The organism is Caproicibacterium amylolyticum (genome assembly GCF_014467055.1).
In the GTDB taxonomy this organism is placed as follows: Bacteria; Bacillota; Clostridia; order Oscillospirales; family Acutalibacteraceae; genus Caproicibacterium; species Caproicibacterium amylolyticum.
Genome location: NZ_CP060696.1, coordinates 1954063 through 1968871, shown reverse-complemented (window position 1 = coordinate 1968871; position 14809 = coordinate 1954063). Strand labels below are relative to the sequence as shown.

14 protein-coding genes are annotated in these 14809 nt (G+C 49.6%); 13 read left to right on the top strand and 1 reads right to left on the bottom strand.

From position 1 onward, the window contains the following. Position 1 precedes the first annotated feature (1 nt). The 7 genes from gatC to lepB (H6X83_RS09415) are packed head-to-tail and all read left to right on the top strand — an operon-like array spanning position 2 to position 5208. Positions 2 to 280 carry an Asp-tRNA(Asn)/Glu-tRNA(Gln) amidotransferase subunit GatC gene (gene gatC, locus H6X83_RS09445; RefSeq protein WP_212506243.1) on the top strand — a complete coding sequence of 93 codons (279 nt, stop codon included), beginning with the start codon at positions 2 to 4 and terminating at the stop codon, positions 278 to 280. Positions 281 to 289: 9 nt separating this feature from the next. Next, on the top strand, positions 290 to 1720 hold the full coding sequence (gatA, locus tag H6X83_RS09440) for an Asp-tRNA(Asn)/Glu-tRNA(Gln) amidotransferase subunit GatA (RefSeq protein WP_212506242.1): 1431 nt from the start codon (positions 290 to 292) through the stop codon (positions 1718 to 1720). A 23-nt stretch (positions 1721 to 1743) separates the two neighbouring features. Further along, a complete protein-coding gene (locus H6X83_RS09435) occupies positions 1744 to 1917 on the top strand; it encodes a hypothetical protein (RefSeq protein WP_212506241.1) in 174 nt (57 codons plus the stop codon). 59 nt (positions 1918 to 1976) lie between these two features. Further along, the gene (locus H6X83_RS09430) at positions 1977 to 3302 is read left to right on the top strand and encodes a lipopolysaccharide biosynthesis protein (protein ID WP_212506239.1); all 1326 of its coding nucleotides are present in this window, start codon (positions 1977 to 1979) and stop codon (positions 3300 to 3302) included. 37 nt (positions 3303 to 3339) lie between these two features. Further along, on the top strand, positions 3340 to 3951 hold the full coding sequence (gene lepB / locus H6X83_RS09425) for a signal peptidase I (protein ID WP_212506238.1): 612 nt from the start codon (positions 3340 to 3342) through the stop codon (positions 3949 to 3951). Positions 3952 to 4004: 53 nt separating this feature from the next. Continuing rightward, positions 4005 to 4589 carry a signal peptidase I gene (gene lepB, locus H6X83_RS09420; RefSeq protein ID WP_212506237.1) on the top strand — a complete coding sequence of 195 codons (585 nt, stop codon included), beginning with the start codon at positions 4005 to 4007 and terminating at the stop codon, positions 4587 to 4589. Between the two features lie 37 nt (positions 4590 to 4626). After that, positions 4627 to 5208 (top strand): signal peptidase I, encoded by a 582-nt coding sequence (gene lepB / locus H6X83_RS09415; RefSeq protein ID WP_212506236.1) that lies wholly within the window; start codon positions 4627 to 4629, stop codon positions 5206 to 5208. Between the two features lie 182 nt (positions 5209 to 5390). On the opposite strand, the gene H6X83_RS09410 is transcribed toward lepB (H6X83_RS09415), so the two are convergent. After that, positions 5391 to 7487: a glutamine synthetase III family protein gene (locus H6X83_RS09410; RefSeq protein ID WP_212506235.1), complete on the bottom strand. Its 2097-nt coding sequence runs from the start codon at positions 7485 to 7487 to the stop codon at positions 5391 to 5393. Positions 7488 to 7921: 434 nt separating this feature from the next. Here H6X83_RS09410 and H6X83_RS09405 point away from each other — a divergent pair, with 434 nt between their 5' ends. The 6 genes from H6X83_RS09405 (at position 7922) to H6X83_RS09380 (ending at position 14786) form a co-directional block, all read left to right on the top strand. Next, on the top strand, positions 7922 to 9016 hold the full coding sequence (locus tag H6X83_RS09405) for a class II glutamine amidotransferase (protein ID WP_212506234.1): 1095 nt from the start codon (positions 7922 to 7924) through the stop codon (positions 9014 to 9016). 1 nt (position 9017) lies between these two features. Then, the gene (locus H6X83_RS09400) at positions 9018 to 10523 is read left to right on the top strand and encodes a glutamate synthase-related protein (RefSeq protein ID WP_212506233.1); all 1506 of its coding nucleotides are present in this window, start codon (positions 9018 to 9020) and stop codon (positions 10521 to 10523) included. Between the two features lie 367 nt (positions 10524 to 10890). Then, positions 10891 to 11325 (top strand): 4Fe-4S dicluster domain-containing protein, encoded by a 435-nt coding sequence (locus tag H6X83_RS09395; RefSeq protein ID WP_212506232.1) that lies wholly within the window; start codon positions 10891 to 10893, stop codon positions 11323 to 11325. A gap of 7 nt (positions 11326 to 11332) precedes the next feature. Next, on the top strand, positions 11333 to 12574 hold the full coding sequence (locus H6X83_RS09390; RefSeq protein ID WP_212506231.1) for an NAD(P)/FAD-dependent oxidoreductase: 1242 nt from the start codon (positions 11333 to 11335) through the stop codon (positions 12572 to 12574). Positions 12575 to 12577: 3 nt separating this feature from the next. Beyond that, entirely contained in the window at positions 12578 to 13303 is a 726-nt protein-coding gene (locus H6X83_RS09385; protein ID WP_212506230.1) for a GltB/FmdC/FwdC-like GXGXG domain-containing protein, read from the top strand. Between the two features lie 160 nt (positions 13304 to 13463). Next, complete coding sequence (locus H6X83_RS09380; RefSeq protein ID WP_212506229.1) at positions 13464 to 14786, top strand: glutamine synthetase family protein; 1323 nt, start codon at positions 13464 to 13466, stop codon at positions 14784 to 14786. Positions 14787 to 14809 lie beyond the last annotated feature (23 nt).

Below are 14809 nucleotides of genomic sequence, written 5' to 3'. Positions count from 1 at the left end.
CGTGGTTACCCATGAGGATATTTTAAAGATTGCGAAGCTTGCAAAGCTGGAAGTAGAGGATTCCGAGCTGGACGGTTTGACAAAGGATATGAATGAAATCATTTCTTTTGCGGATACCATTGCTTCTGTAAGTGCGCAGGATGAGGCGTATTCAGACATTAACGGTCTGGAAAACGTGCTGCGCGAGGATGTTGTGCAGCCGGGTCTTACCTGTGACGAAGTCCTTGCCAACGCAGAGGATACGGACGGCAGCAGTTTTGTTGTAAAGCAGCACGCATAAGGAGGAGCCATGGAATCTTTCAGCACGATTCAGAAGTTACAGAAAAAACTGACGGATAAAGAATGTACCTGCACAGAACTGACACAGCAGTATTTGGATAAGATTGAACAGAAGAACGGCGAACTTAACGCTTACACCTGCGTAACTGCGGATACTGCGCTTGCAGCGGCAAAAAAGGTGGATGAAAAGCTTGCCCGCGGGGAGGCACTCGGCCCGGTCGAGGGCGTACCCATGACGCTGAAAGCCAACATCAGCACCAAAGGTCTGGAAACAGACTGCTGCTCCAAAATTTTGGAAGGCTACAAACCGGTGTATGATGCGGCAGTGTGGCAGAATCTGCAGGAGCAGGGTGCGGTTTTGCTGGGCAAATGCAATATGGACGAGTTCGCTATGGGTTCCAGCTGTGAAACTAGCTGTCATGGCGGCGCGAAAAATCCGCATGATACTTCCAAAGTGGCAGGTGGATCTTCCGGCGGCGCGGCAAGCGCAGTGGCGGGCGGCCTTGCAGCTTACGGAATCGGTAGCGACACCGGCGGTTCCATTCGCCAGCCTGCCTCTTTCTGCGGAATTGTGGGTTTGAAGCCGACTTACGGCGCGGTTTCCCGCTTCGGCTTAATTGCGTATGCCAGTTCTTTTGACCAAATCGGGCCGCTGACCACCTGCGTGGAGGATGCCGCACGGCTCTTTGATGTGATTGCGAAGAAAGACCCGCGTGACAGCACCTGCACCGGTGCACACTGCAGTGCACTTTCAGCTTTGCAGAACAGCCTGAAGGGTAAGAAAATCGGTATCCCGGCGGAATACTTCGACGGCCTGCGTGAGAGTGTGCAGACGGCACTGGACAAAGCCGGGGAGGTCTATAAAGCGCTTGGTGCTGAACTTGTGCCGATTTCCATTCCGGAAATCAAGTATGCTCTGCCGGTATATTATATTCTTGCCTGTGCGGAGGCTTCCTCCAATCTCGGCCGGTATGACGGCATTCGCTACGGCATGAAAGCGGAGCACTATACCGGAGTGAACGACATGATTGAAAAAACCCGCAGCGCCGGTTTCGGCAAAGAAGTAAAGCACCGCATCCTGCTGGGAACCTATGTGCTCAGTGCCGGATACTATGATGCTTACTATAAAAAGGCACAGCTGCTGCGCCGCAAGATTCGCCGCGCATTCCAGTCCGCGTTTGAAAAGTGCGATTTGCTGTTGGCGCCGACTGTGCCGATGACTGCGTTCCCGCAGGGCTTTTCAGGTCAGGATGCTGTGGAAACGTACCAGACGGATATCTGCACCGTGCCGGTGAATATTGTTGGCCTGCCGGCTCTAAGCGTACCCTGCGGTACAGATGAAAGCGGAATGCCCGTTGGGATGCAGTTAATTGGTAACGCAGGTTGTGAAGATGTAATTCTCAACGCTGCGTTTCAGTACGAAGCAGCCAGCCGCCATTGATAGTTGGAAGGAGCGCTGCCCAAATGGGCGGCGCTTTTTTAATGTACCCAATGCCCTTTCCTGGTTTTCTGTCGCTTCCTAAAAAAGCAGCGGAAAGTAACCGTCCATTTATTTTATTTGAAAAATATGAAATGTCTGCAAAATTCTGTATAGGATATTTCCATATGCCTTGTTCTGTTCATAAATTAATGCTATAATAACTTGTTTAATTACGCTAAGGCGGCAAATTCGCCGCCGGAAGAATTGGGAGATGCAAATGAAACAGAAGCAGAAGCCGCAGCGTTCTTCTATGGTGCGGGATACACTGAGCACATTTGGTACCAATGCTTTTGGCTCGGTTATGGGCCTAATTGCGTCACTGGTTATCCTGAATAAAATGCCCCCATTTGAAAAGGGTCTGTATAATCAGGTACAGACCTGGGGTGAAGGATTCTTTACCTGTTTGGGTTTCAGCCTGAACAGCGCAATTATTTACTATGTGGCACGTTATAAATTTAAAAACACAAAAGGTGCCATTAAAAAGCTGACGCTTGGCGTTGGAATTTTTCTGATTGCGGTTTCCGCTGCGATACTACTGGTGATGTTCAACGCAACGGATTTCTTTAAGGAAACACCGTGGGAGTATGGGCTTTGCATCGTCATTTACAGTGGCTGTTCCTTCCTGTTCAATATTTTAACAGCTGTACTGCGTGGTGAAAATAAGTTTAAGTCCTACAACATGATTAATTTGATTCAACGTATTTTAATAACGGTATTCTCTGCACTAACGCTGATTTGGCCGAGAGCGGCGCTGTTGACCGGTGCTTCCATCGGTATTTCCATGGCAATGATTGTTTTGGCGTATTTCTGTGCACGCCGCTGGAACGGTGCACCGGAGGAACCGGCACCCGAGGACGACATCATTGTTCCGGCCAAACCAATTTTTAAGTATGGTTTGAAAGCCTACGCCAGTAACCTGATGACTTATATTAACTCCTATATTGGGAATTACATTATTCAGGGCGTGTATGACCTGAGCACTTTCGGTATTTACAACACGGCCTTCACCATTATGCGGCAGGTCTGGATTCTGCCGGAGGCAGTCGGTGTGGTCATTACCAGCCGTGTTGCTTCTATGAAAGACAATAACGACAAAGTGCGTATTACGCAGCTTTCCTGCAAAATTGTGATGTACATTACCGTTGTCTGTGCGTTTTTAATTGTCTGGCTTGCTAATATTTTTGTGCCGATTATTTTCCCCAAATATGTGGATTCACTTACTCCGTTGAAATTCTTGATTATCGGTTCCATTTTTGTTTCATTTGCAAAGGTTCTGTCGAACTCGATTTCCGCTTATGGCCGACCGGAACTGAATATTCTGCCGACGGCACTGGGCATTGTAGTAAATATTATTGCCACAATCAGCCTGATTCCGCTAATGAGTTACAACGGCGTTGCGGTGGCAACCAGCCTTTCAATGATGGTACAGGGCATTTGCAGCCTGATTATTTTCTGCATTTTTACACATACCAATCCGGTTTGGCTGATTGTTCCGCGCAAGAGTGAAGTAACGCTTGTGGCAAATGTTTTTCGCCGCAAATAATTCATAGCAGTGCAGTCAAGTGCTGCAGGAGGTTAAAATGGAACCAGAAATCAAAGAAACATCGGCAGCCCCTAATGCGGATGCTGCTTTAGAAACAACTGTACCGGAAGCACAGCAGCCTGCGGCGGAAAAACAGGAAAAGAAAAAGGACGGCCCGCTTTCCTGGATTTTAACCATGGTGATTACCTTTGCAGCAGCACTGTTGTTTTGTGCCTTTGTTGCGCAGCCGCGCTATGTGATAGGTTTCAGTATGCAGAACACGTTTCAAAACAACGACTTTGTGTTTATCTGGAAGCTGGGTTACCAACCGCAGTTTGGAGATGTTGTCATTGCCAATAATATTGCCATTGCTGCCGACAAACGTGAAGACCTGATTAAGCGCGTGATTGGTGTTAGTGGTGACCACATTGTGGTGTCAAACGGAACGGTTACGCGCAACGGCAAAAAGCTGACAGAAGCTTATATTAAAGAGCAGCAGTGGGACGGCACCAACGTGGACTTGACCGTTCCACAGGGGCAGGTGTTTTTAATGGGTGACAACCGGAACAACTCTACGGACAGTCGCGTGGTTGGCCCAATCAGTTGTTCCAGCATAGCGGGCAAAGTGGTTCTTCGTGTTTATCCGTTTGATAAATTCGGTACATTCTAAGTCTAAGTTTTTGACACAGTATTTAGAAATCAGCGGCTGGCAGGAGGATGAAAGTGGACGGTAATGTAGAAAAGTTCGGCGCGGATTATGATTCGGATGAGCTGGAAGCAGCACAGGGAACCGGAACAGACCAGAAAATCAAAAAATCCAGCCCGTGGACGTGGATTCTGCAGATGGTAATCACCTTTGCGGCAGCACTGCTGTTTTGTGCATTTGTGGCGCAGCCTGCTTATGTGGTGGGTGACAGTATGCAAAATACGTTTCACAACAATGACTTCGTTTTTATTTGGAAGTTGGGCTATCAGCCGCAGCGCGGGGACGTTGTAATTCCAAATAGCAAAAATGCGCTGCAGGAAAATCTAATTAAGCGCGTGATTGCAGTTGGCGGCGACCATATTGTTGTGTCAAACGGAACAGTTACGTTAAATGGAAAGAAGTTAACAGAAGCCTATATCAAGGAGCAACAGTGGAATGGTGCAAATGTAGATTTGACAGTTCCGCAGGGGCAGGTCTTTCTTATGGGTGACAATCGAAACAACTCTGCAGACAGCCGCGTGATTGGTCCGGTTAAGTGCGCCGATGTTTTAGGGAAAGTGGCTCTGCGTGTCTATCCGTTTAATCAGTTCAGCACATTTTAAAGTTGTTGAAACTGTCACAACAGGGAGGGAAAGGTGCATGGAAGAATCAAAGGGAAGCGGCCAAGGCTGTGAACAGAGCCCAGAGGACCCCACCGCAGAACAGAAAAACAAAAAGTCTGTAAAAAAAGAAAATCCGCGTTCCTGGATTCTGCCCATTGTTTTGACGATTGCGGCAACGCTGCTTTTTTGCAACTTTGTTGCGCGCCCCAGCCGGGTGATTGGCATCAGTATGCAGAACACCTGCCAGGACGGTGACATGGTGATGCTTTGGGAATTGAATTATCAGCCGCAGCATGGGGATATTGTAGTGGTCAACAATAAAAACATTCTGCAGGAAAATCTGATTAAGCGTGTAATTGCGGTTGCAGGGGATCACATTACTGTGTACAACGGCTCAGTTACGTTAAATGGCCAAAAGCTGACCGAGGATTATATCAAAGAACAGTCGTGGGAAGGTGCTGATGTGGATATGACAGTTCCACAGGGCAGAGTTTTTCTAATGGGAGACAACAGAAACCATTCCACTGACAGCCGGCAAATTGGCGCAGTCAGTACTTCCAACATTATTGGCAAGGTCGCGGTACGATTTTTCCCCTTTACAACTATGCGAACATTTTAGTTTTTAATTGACCATAAAAAACACCTCTTACAGGCTGAAACCTGCAGGAGGTGTTTTTTGTTGGCAGCAATATGATATTAGCGAACTATTTTGGTACAGGGCAAAACCGCCATGCTTTTATCCCATAATATCACATAGGAAGTAAGTTTGAACTGAAAATTCAGAGACTTTCAAAAATCTGATTAGACATGGTAGATCAAATCAGAGTAAGTTGGGAACGGCCAGTAGGAAACGCCGGTTATGGTCTCCATTTTATCAGCATCGGTACGCAAAGTTTCCATTGCCGGAACAACCAAGTCTTTGTAGGCGCGTGCGTTTGCTTCAAAATCAGTAATGGAAGCGGCACTTTCCACTGCGTTTTTCAATTCAGCCGCCTCATCATAAACTTTTGCGCTCAATTCACTGAGGTCTGTTACACGTTCATATTCCATATGGCAGTTCATGTTGGGATTCAGTGCTTTCTTATGAGAGAAAGCAAGGCTCAGGTCATCCACATACTTTTCAACTGCAGGAAGAATCTGTTTGTTTACCATATCAATCATGGTCAGTGCCTCAATGTTAATTGTTTTGCTGTAATTCTCCATGTTGATTTCATAGCGGGAATTGATTTCTGTTTCTGTAAAAATGCGGTGCTTAGTAAAGAGTTTCACATTCTTCTTGTCGAGGAAAAGCGGCATGGCATCAACCGTTGTTTTCAGGTTCAGCAGACCGCGCTTTTCAGCTTCTGCAACCCATTCGTCTGTGTAGCCGTCGCCGTTAAAGATGATGCGTTTGTGCTCCTTAATAGTCTTTTTCACAAGGGTGTCAAGGTCTTTCTTAAAGTTTGTGCTCTTTTCCAGTTTGTCGGCAAAGCCCTCCAGCTCCTCAGCAACGATTGTGTTAAGCACAATATTTGGGCCGGAGATGGACAGAGCGGAGCCCAGCATACGGAACTCAAACTTGTTGCCGGTAAAGGCAAACGGGGAAGTGCGATTGCGGTCTGTGCTGTCTTTCGGGAAGCGGGGCAGCGTATGTACACCGACTTTCAGAATTTCCTTGTCTTTCTGGCTGTAGGGTTTACCTTTTTCCAGGCACTCCAGAATTTCATTGAGTTCATCACCAACAAAGATGCTGAGGATTGCCGGAGGTGCTTCATTCGCGCCAAGGCGGTGGTCATTTCCGGGGCTTGCAACGGAGATGCGCAGTAAATCCTGATATTCATCCACGGCTTTGATGACCGCAACCAGAAACAGCAGGAACTGTGCGTTTTCCATCGGGGAATCGCCCGGCTCCAGCAGGTTGGTGCCGGTGTCGGTAGAAATGGACCAGTTGTTGTGCTTGCCGGAGCCGTTTACGCCGTCAAACGGCTTTTCGTGCAGCAGGCAGTACATTCCATGGCGCTCCGCAACTTTTTTCATAACTTCCATGGTAAGCTGGTTGTGGTCGGCTGCCATGTTGGTATTGTTAAAAATCGGGGCAAGTTCATGCTGTGCGGGAGCAACTTCATTGTGTTCTGTTTTGGCGAGAACACCGAGTTTCCAAAGCTCCTCATCGAGGTCACGCATAAAAGCAGCAACCTTCGGCTTGATGGCACCAAAGTAATGGTCTTCAAGCTCCTGACCGCGCGGCGGGCGTGCACCAAATAGGGTGCGGCCGGTCAGAACAAGGTCTTCACGCTCGTTGTACAGGTCACGGTCAATCAGGAAATATTCCTGCTCCGGGCCGACGGTTGTGCGTACGCTGTGCACATCTTCATTGCCAAACAACTTCAGAATACGCATGGCCTGTTTGTTCAGTGCTTCCATAGAGCGCAGAAGCGGGGTCTTTTTGTCTAGCGCTTCTCCGGTGTAGGAGCAGAAGATGGTGGGAATGCACAAAGTCTTATCTTTAATGAATGCATAACTGGTGGGGTCCCAAGCAGTATAGCCACGGGCTTCAAAAGTGGCACGCAGGCCGCCGGAGGGGAAGGAGCTTGCGTCAGGTTCGCCGCGAACCAGTTCTTTGCCGGAGAATTCCATCATTACGGAGCCATCGCCGGCAGGTGAAATGAAGCTGTCGTGCTTTTCAGCGGTGATGCCGGTCATTGGCTGGAACCAGTGTGTGAAGTGTGTGCAGCCGTTTTCCAAGGCCCAGTCACGCATAGCACTGGCAACGGTGTTGGCAATGGTGGGATCCAGACTTTTTCCCTCCTGAATGGTCTTTTCCAGCGCTTTATAGGTTTCGCGCGGGAGCCGTTCCTGCATGGTGCGGTCATCAAAGACCATGCTGCCGAAAATTTCCGGAACTGATGCTGTCGCCATAACTTGATACCTCCAAGTTGCATGAATTTGCAAAACTTTAAAAAATAATAAAAAAAGGCGCAGCGGTTTAAAACCGCAGCGCCTTTGCTACTTATACTTTGCATTATATGCCCGTGTGCTTCGCTTGTCAATAAAAAATTCATATTTTGAAGCGAAAGATAAGAAAACCGTCAGAACTGTACATTTTGAACGGTGCTAGTGCTCAAAAATTGATGAATTTGCAAGGACTTAAAAAAATCATGCAAAATTCGGCGAAAATCGTTGACTTAAACAATATATATGCGTATAATAAAAACCAGCGAACAAAGATGTTCATTAGGCGGGATTTTTCTGTAAATTCCGTTTAATGAACAATTTTTTTGCAAATAACATTATTTTATTTACTCAATTCCATTTTAACTTTCTTTTTAAAAGACTACAGGGAGGCACTCATCATGCAAAAAGAAGGCCAGTACCACATTCCCTCCGGCTGCGCGATTGCAGGATTGTTCTGCAAAGACGGCAGACGCGTTAGCGGCGAAAGCATGATTGATTCCATTACGGTCATGCATGACCGCAGCAACGGCTTAGGCGGCGGTTTTGCTGGGTACGGAATTTATCCGGAGCACAAGGATGCATACGCATTTCATGTTTTTTATGACAACGCCGCGGTGCGTGAAACAGTAGAAGATTTTCTTTCCCGCCACTTTGAGGTGGAAAGTCTTTCTAAGATTCCTACCCGCCAGACCCCTGGCATTACTGATGCCCCGCTCATTTGGCGCTACTTCGTTTATCCGCTGCCGCGCAAACTGCACGATGCACAGCTGGACGAGCGCGAATATGTTATGCGCTGTGTAATGAAAATCAACGCACACATTGACGGCGCTTATGTGTTTTCTTCCGGTAAAAATATGGGCGTTTTCAAGGCGGTTGGCTACCCCGAAGATGTAGGACGCTTTTACAAGCTGGAAGAATACGAAGGCTACTGCTGGACAGCACACGGCCGTTACCCGACAAATACCCCCGGCTGGTGGGGCGGCGCGCATCCGTTTGCACTGCTGGACTATTCCATCGTACATAACGGTGAGATTTCCTCCTACGACGCAAACCGCCGCAGTGTGGAAATGTACGGTTACAGCTGCAACCTGATGACAGATACTGAAGCGATCACCTATATTGTGGATTACCTGAACCGCCGTCAAGGTCTGACGCTGGAGGAGGTTGCCGGCGTAATTGCGGCGCCGTTCTGGAGCACGATCGAAACCATGCCGGAGCCCAAGCGCAGCCAGATGACCTATCTGCGCAATACTTTTGCAAGTATGCTGATAACCGGACCGTTCTCCATTCTGTTGGGTTTCTCCGGTGGCATGATGGCGCTGAACGACCGCCTGAAGCTGCGCTCTATGGTTGCAGCGGAAAAGGGCGAAACTGTGTATGTGGCAAGTGAAGAAAGTGCAATTCGCCGCATCCAGCCGGAGCTTGACCGCATTTGGTCGCCAAACGGCGGGGAACCATTGATTTTCAGACTCAACGAAGGGGTGGAATTCTGATATGGCTATCAATTACATTGTACCGGAATACGAAGTTCTGCGCGACCCGCAGCGGTGCATCGCCTGCCGCGTATGCGAGCGGCAGTGTGCAAATGAAGTGCACACCTATGACCCGGAACTGGGCTTAATGCGCAGTGACGAAAGCAAATGTGTAAACTGCCACCGCTGCGTTTCTCTTTGCCCGACACACGCGCTGAAAATCGTAAAAAATGAAGATACATTCAAACTCAATAAAAACTGGAGCATGCAGGCAATTACCGAAATTTATCGGCAGGCGGAGTCCGGCGGCATGCTGCTTTCCTCCATGGGCAATCCCAATGACTTCCCGGTTTACTGGGACAAAATGCTCATTAATGCTTCGCAGGTTACCAACCCGTCCATTGACCCGCTGCGTGAGCCGATGGAAACCCGTGTTTACCTCGGCAAAAAGCCGGAGCACGTGGAACGCAACGCGGACGGCACGCTGAAAATCAATACGCCGCCGCAGCTCAAACTGAATGTTCCGATTATGTTCTCCGCTATGAGCTATGGCTCCATCAGCTACAACGCACACGCGAGCCTTGCCCGCGCGGCAACGGAACTTGGCACTTACTATAACACCGGCGAGGGCGGCCTGCATAAGGACTTTTACCAGTACGGCCCGCATACCATTGTTCAGGTCGCTTCAGGTCGTTTCGGCGTACACAAGGGCTATCTGGATACCGGTGCCGCCATTGAAATCAAAATGGGGCAGGGCGCTAAGCCGGGTATCGGCGGCCATCTGCCGGGTACCAAGAGCGTGGGCGACGTTGCCCGCACCCGTATGATTCCGGAGGGCAGTGATGCAATTTCTCCGGCACCGCATCATGATATTTATTCCATTGAAGATCTGCGCCAACTGGTATATTCGTTGAAAGAAGCAACCGCATATCAAAAGCCGGTTATCGTAAAGATTGCAGCCGTACATAACGTGGCGGCAATCGCCAGCGGCATTGCACGCAGCGGTGCGGATATTATCGCAATCGACGGTTTCCGCGGCGGCACCGGTGCCGCACCGACTCGCATTCGTGACAACGTAGGTATTCCGATTGAGCTTGCGCTGGCAAGCGTTGACCGCCGTCTGCGCGAAGAGGGCATTCGCAACAACGTTTCAATCGTTGTCGGCGGCTCCATCCGCAATGCGGCAGACGTTGTAAAGGCAATCGCACTGGGTGCGGACGCCGTGTATATTGCATCAGCCGCGCTGATGGCGCTCGGCTGCCATCTGTGCCGCAGCTGCCAAACCGGCAAGTGCAACTGGGGCATTGCCACCCAGCGCCCCGACCTTGTAAAGCGTTTAAACCCAAATATTGGCTACCAGCGCTTGGTGAACCTTGTCAGCGCATGGCAGCATGAGATTATGGAAATGATGGGCGGTATGGGTATTAACTCCATTGAAGCCCTGAAAGGCAACCGCCTGATGCTGCGTGGAATCGGTCTGACTGAAAAGGAACTGGAGATTCTGGGCATTAAGCACGCAGGGGAATAAACACCCTTACAGTAAAGGTTTCGCCAGCCCGCCCAGCAGTTGCTTTCAGTCGCTTTCATAGAAAGCGACTGGGGGTGTGGGGGCGAAGCCCGCCACGACTTTTGTCCTTAGTATCCTAAGAAGCGCTCGCGGGTTTGGGAGCCTGCAAGTCAGGCTCCCAAGGCCTTGACCTTGCGGCATGGTTTCGCCGCCGCAGAGAAACGCTGCTGTTACTTCTTTTTGATACTAAGGGCTTTACGGTCAGGGGATAAGACCGTGGGCTTCGCCCACACTCACCGCCTTTGAAAAGGCGGGCGAAACTTTTGCTGTATGGGCAGGGAAAAACCACGAATAAACAATTTAGATAAGCGCTTTATGAGGTGTCATGATGAAACGTGTCTATGTCAATGAGGAATGGTGCTTAGGCTGTCATCTTTGCGAATATAACTGTGCGTTTGCCAATTCCGGCGAAACGTATATGCCGACAGCACTCAAAGATAAAAAAATCAGTCCGCGCATTCAGGTGGAAGAAGGGGACAGCGTGAATTTTGCTGTTGCTTGCCGCCACTGTGAAGATCCGCTCTGTGTAAAAAGCTGTATTACCGGCGCACTGTCCATTGATGACGGAATTATCCGCGTCGATACAGATAAGTGCGTTGGCTGTTACACCTGTGTGCTGGTGTGTCCCTACGGCTGTGTGATGCCTGCGGAAGACGGCCGTGTGATACAGAAGTGTGAACTGTGTATGAAGAACGCCTGCGGAGAACCGGCCTGCGTGACCGGCTGCCCAAATCAGGCGATTGTTTATGAGGACAGGGGGTAAAGCAGCTATGAATTATGTCATTATTGGCAACTCCATCGCCGCCGTTGGCTGTGTGGAGGGTATCCGCAGCCAGGATAAAACCGGCAGCATCACGATTGTTGGGGATGAGCCGTATTCCGTTTATTCCCGCCCACTGATTTCGTATCTGCTGCTTGGCAGAACGGATGAGAAACGCATGAAGTACCGCCCTGATGATTTTTACGAAAAAAATGGTGTAAAAACCTATATCGGACACCGCGCGGAAAAAGTGGACAGCGCTGCGAAAACCGTTGTGATGGATGATGGTACAGTTTTGCCTTATGATAAATTGATGCTGGCGACTGGCAGCAATCCGTTTGTGCCGCCGATGGCAGGCATGGATTTAGTAAAGAATCAGTTTACCTTTATGACACTGGATTCCGCGAAAGCACTGGAAAAGGTACTGAAACCGGAAAGCCGTGTGCTGATTATCGGCGCGGGCCTGATTGGTCTGAAGTGTGCGGAGGGTATTTCCGAGCGCGTTGGGCACATTGATGTTGTGGATATGGCAGACCGCATTCTGCCCAGTATTCTGGATGAGGAAGGCTCTGCAATGATGCAGGAACACATTGAAAAACACAATGTGAGCTTTTACCTTTCCGATAGTGTCGCGCAGTTTACTGCGGACACTGCCACGCTGAAAAGCGGTCGTGTGCTGGGCTTTGATGTGCTGGTGGTTGCGGTCGGTGTTCGTCCAAATGTGGAACTGGCAGAGCAGGCCGGCTGTGAAGTAAACCGCGGTATCTGCACCGACGACACTTGCGTAACTTCCGTGCCGGATATTTACGCGGCGGGTGATTGTGCCAAGAGTCACGATATTACAACAGATGCAGACCGCATTTTGGCACTGCTGCCCAACGCACATATGCAGGGGCTGGTGGCTGGTGCAAATATGGCAGGCGGCAGTGAGCTGTATGATAAAGCAATGCCGATGAATGCGATTGGCTTTTTCAACCTGCATATCATTACTGCCGGCAGCTACGACGGCGAAGCTTATGTAACACACGCACCCGGTGTTTACAAAAAACTGATTACTAAGGAGAATCTGCTTAAGGGCATGATTCTGATTGGTGACATTAAGCGCGCTGGCATTTACACTTCTTTGATTCGGGAAAAAACACCGCTGGACACCATTGACTTTGATCTGATTAAGCAGCATCCGCAGCTGATGGCTTTTGCCAAAACTGAGCGCAAAGCAAAGCTGGCCGGTGCAAAGAAAGGGGATGCCTGAGCAATGAAAATTACAGCAGGAGATATGCATTTCCAAGAACTGAACACGGCTGTGCGCAATACACCGGATACGGAAATTGAAATTGACAACTGCATTGGGCAGCGCTACATCGGCGCTGGTCTTTCCGGCAAGCATATTGTTATTCACGGCACGCCCGGCAACGCGCTCGGTGCGTATCAGGATGGCTGTGATATCGATGTGCACGGCAATGCACAGGATGCCACTGGAGACACCATGAATGAGGGTACCATCACGATTTATGGTAGTTCCGGCGATGCCACAGGCTATGCAATGCGTGGCGGCAGAATTTTTGTCAAGGGCAGCATTGGCTACCGTGCGGGCATTCACATGAAAGCCTACAAAGAAAAACAGCCGAAGCTGGTGGTTGGCGGCTGTGCGGGCAGCTTTTTGGGCGAATACCAGGCGGGCGGCATTATTATCCTGCTTGGTCTGCATAAAGAAGGCAACCGTCCACTGGTTGGAAACTTCTGCGGTACCGGTATGCACGGCGGCAAAATGTTTTTACGTACCGATATGCTTCCGGCGGACTTGCCGCAGCAGGTAAAGGCAGTGGATGCTTCTGAGGAGGATTTAGCGGAGATTAAGCCGCTGCTGCAGGAATTCTGCGAAAAATTCGGTGAAAATATGGAAGAAATTCTTTCTGCACATTTTTTCGTGCTGACACCGGATACAGCGAACCCCTACAAGGCACTTTACACCAGAAACTAAGCGCTTGCTTTTTCAAGCCGCGGTCAGCATTTTGCTGCCTGCGGCTTTGATTGTGAAATGCAAAATCCATCTTCAAAGTCAGGAATATCTGCCGCTGTTCAGAGTAAATGCTTTCATGTTATAATAGACCTATTCAATAAAAAACCTAGGAGGTGCCGCAATGAATTATACACGCAGTGAAGTTATGCAGTATGTGGAGGATAATGACGTAAAATTTATCCGCCTTGCATTTTGTGATATTCACGGAATGCAGAAAAATGTGGCGGTAATGCCCTGCGAACTGGACCGTGCCTTTGACACAGGGGTTGGGTTTGATGCCAGCTTTGTGCGCGGCTTTATGAATGAAGTGGAGTCCGACCTGTTTTTGGTGCCGGACCCCGGTACCTTTACTGTCATGCCCTGGCGCCCGTCACACGGGCAGGTGGTGCGTCTTTTCTGTGATGTCAAATATCCGGACGGTCAGCCGTTTGAGGGGGACTGTCGGGCATTGCTGAAAGCGGCTGTGCGTGAAGCAAAGCAGATGGGACTTTCCTGTAAAGTTGGTACAGCCTGCGAATTTTATCTGTTCAAAACGGATGAAAATGGGGAGCCGACTTTGGAGCCGTACGACTATGGCACCTACTGTGATACTGCACCGCGCGACAAGTGTGAAAATGTTCGTCGTGAAATCTGTCTTGCACTGGAGGCAATGGGACTGCGTCCGGAAACCAGCCGGCACGAGCAGGGGCCGGGGCAGAACGAAATTGACTTCCGCTACAGTGATATTTTGACTGCCGCGGATAATTTTGTTGCCTTTAAGGGTGCAGTCAAGTCGATTGCGGAGGGCAGTGGCTTGTATGCATCCTTTATGCCGAAGCCGCTGCCGGGTTACAGCGGCAGCAGCCTGCACGTGAATATGTCTTTGACACAGGACGGCGAAAATCTGTTTCAGGTGGACAACGGAAAGCACAATGCGGTGGCGGAAAGCTTTATGGCGGGAATCTTGCGGCGCGTTTCGGAAATCACATTGTTTTTAAACCCGCTTACGAATTCTTATGAGCGGTTTGGACGTTTTGAAGCACCCAAATATGTAACGTGGTCGCATCAGAATCGTTCTCAGCTGATTCGCATCCCTGCGGCGCCGAATCCGGGGCATGGCCGCATGGAACTTCGCAGCACCGACCCAGCCTGTAATCCGCATCTTGCGTTTGCACTGCTGCTGTGGGCTGGCTTGGAAGGTGTTCGTGAAAAATTGCCGCTTTGCGCGCCGGACAACCGCAATCTTTTTGAGGCCAGTGAGGAAGAAACTTCTAATTTGGAGCATCTGCCGGGCAATCTGGATGAAGCTCTGCAGACAGCGGAACGCAGTAAATTTGTGCAGACTTATGTACCCGAAAAACTACGGGTCAGCTACTTTGGTCAGAAACGCAGGGAATGGGAGCGCTACCGAACCTCCGGCAACGGGCAGGAGTTTGAGCGCCGCGAATATTTTCTGACCGTATAAGGAAACCGAAATCCTGAGAAAAG

What these genes read in the sequence shown, in the direction of transcription:
- lepB (WP_212506236.1), top strand. Translation starts at nt 4,627, where the DNA reads ATGGAAGAATCAAAGGGAAGCGGCCAAGGCTGTGAACAGAGCCCAGAG.
- H6X83_RS09410 (WP_212506235.1), bottom strand. Translation starts at nt 7,487, where the DNA reads ATGGCGACAGCATCAGTTCCGGAAATTTTCGGCAGCATGGTCTTTGAT.
- H6X83_RS09430 (WP_212506239.1), top strand. Translation starts at nt 1,977, where the DNA reads ATGAAACAGAAGCAGAAGCCGCAGCGTTCTTCTATGGTGCGGGATACA.
- H6X83_RS09385 (WP_212506230.1), top strand. Translation starts at nt 12,578, where the DNA reads ATGAAAATTACAGCAGGAGATATGCATTTCCAAGAACTGAACACGGCT.
- gatA (WP_212506242.1), top strand. Translation starts at nt 290, where the DNA reads ATGGAATCTTTCAGCACGATTCAGAAGTTACAGAAAAAACTGACGGAT.
- H6X83_RS09400 (WP_212506233.1), top strand. Translation starts at nt 9,018, where the DNA reads ATGGCTATCAATTACATTGTACCGGAATACGAAGTTCTGCGCGACCCG.
- H6X83_RS09395 (WP_212506232.1), top strand. Translation starts at nt 10,891, where the DNA reads ATGAAACGTGTCTATGTCAATGAGGAATGGTGCTTAGGCTGTCATCTT.
- H6X83_RS09405 (WP_212506234.1), top strand. Translation starts at nt 7,922, where the DNA reads ATGCAAAAAGAAGGCCAGTACCACATTCCCTCCGGCTGCGCGATTGCA.
- lepB (WP_212506238.1), top strand. Translation starts at nt 3,340, where the DNA reads ATGGAACCAGAAATCAAAGAAACATCGGCAGCCCCTAATGCGGATGCT.
- H6X83_RS09390 (WP_212506231.1), top strand. Translation starts at nt 11,333, where the DNA reads ATGAATTATGTCATTATTGGCAACTCCATCGCCGCCGTTGGCTGTGTG.
- H6X83_RS09380 (WP_212506229.1), top strand. Translation starts at nt 13,464, where the DNA reads ATGAATTATACACGCAGTGAAGTTATGCAGTATGTGGAGGATAATGAC.
- H6X83_RS09435 (WP_212506241.1), top strand. Translation starts at nt 1,744, where the DNA reads ATGGGCGGCGCTTTTTTAATGTACCCAATGCCCTTTCCTGGTTTTCTG.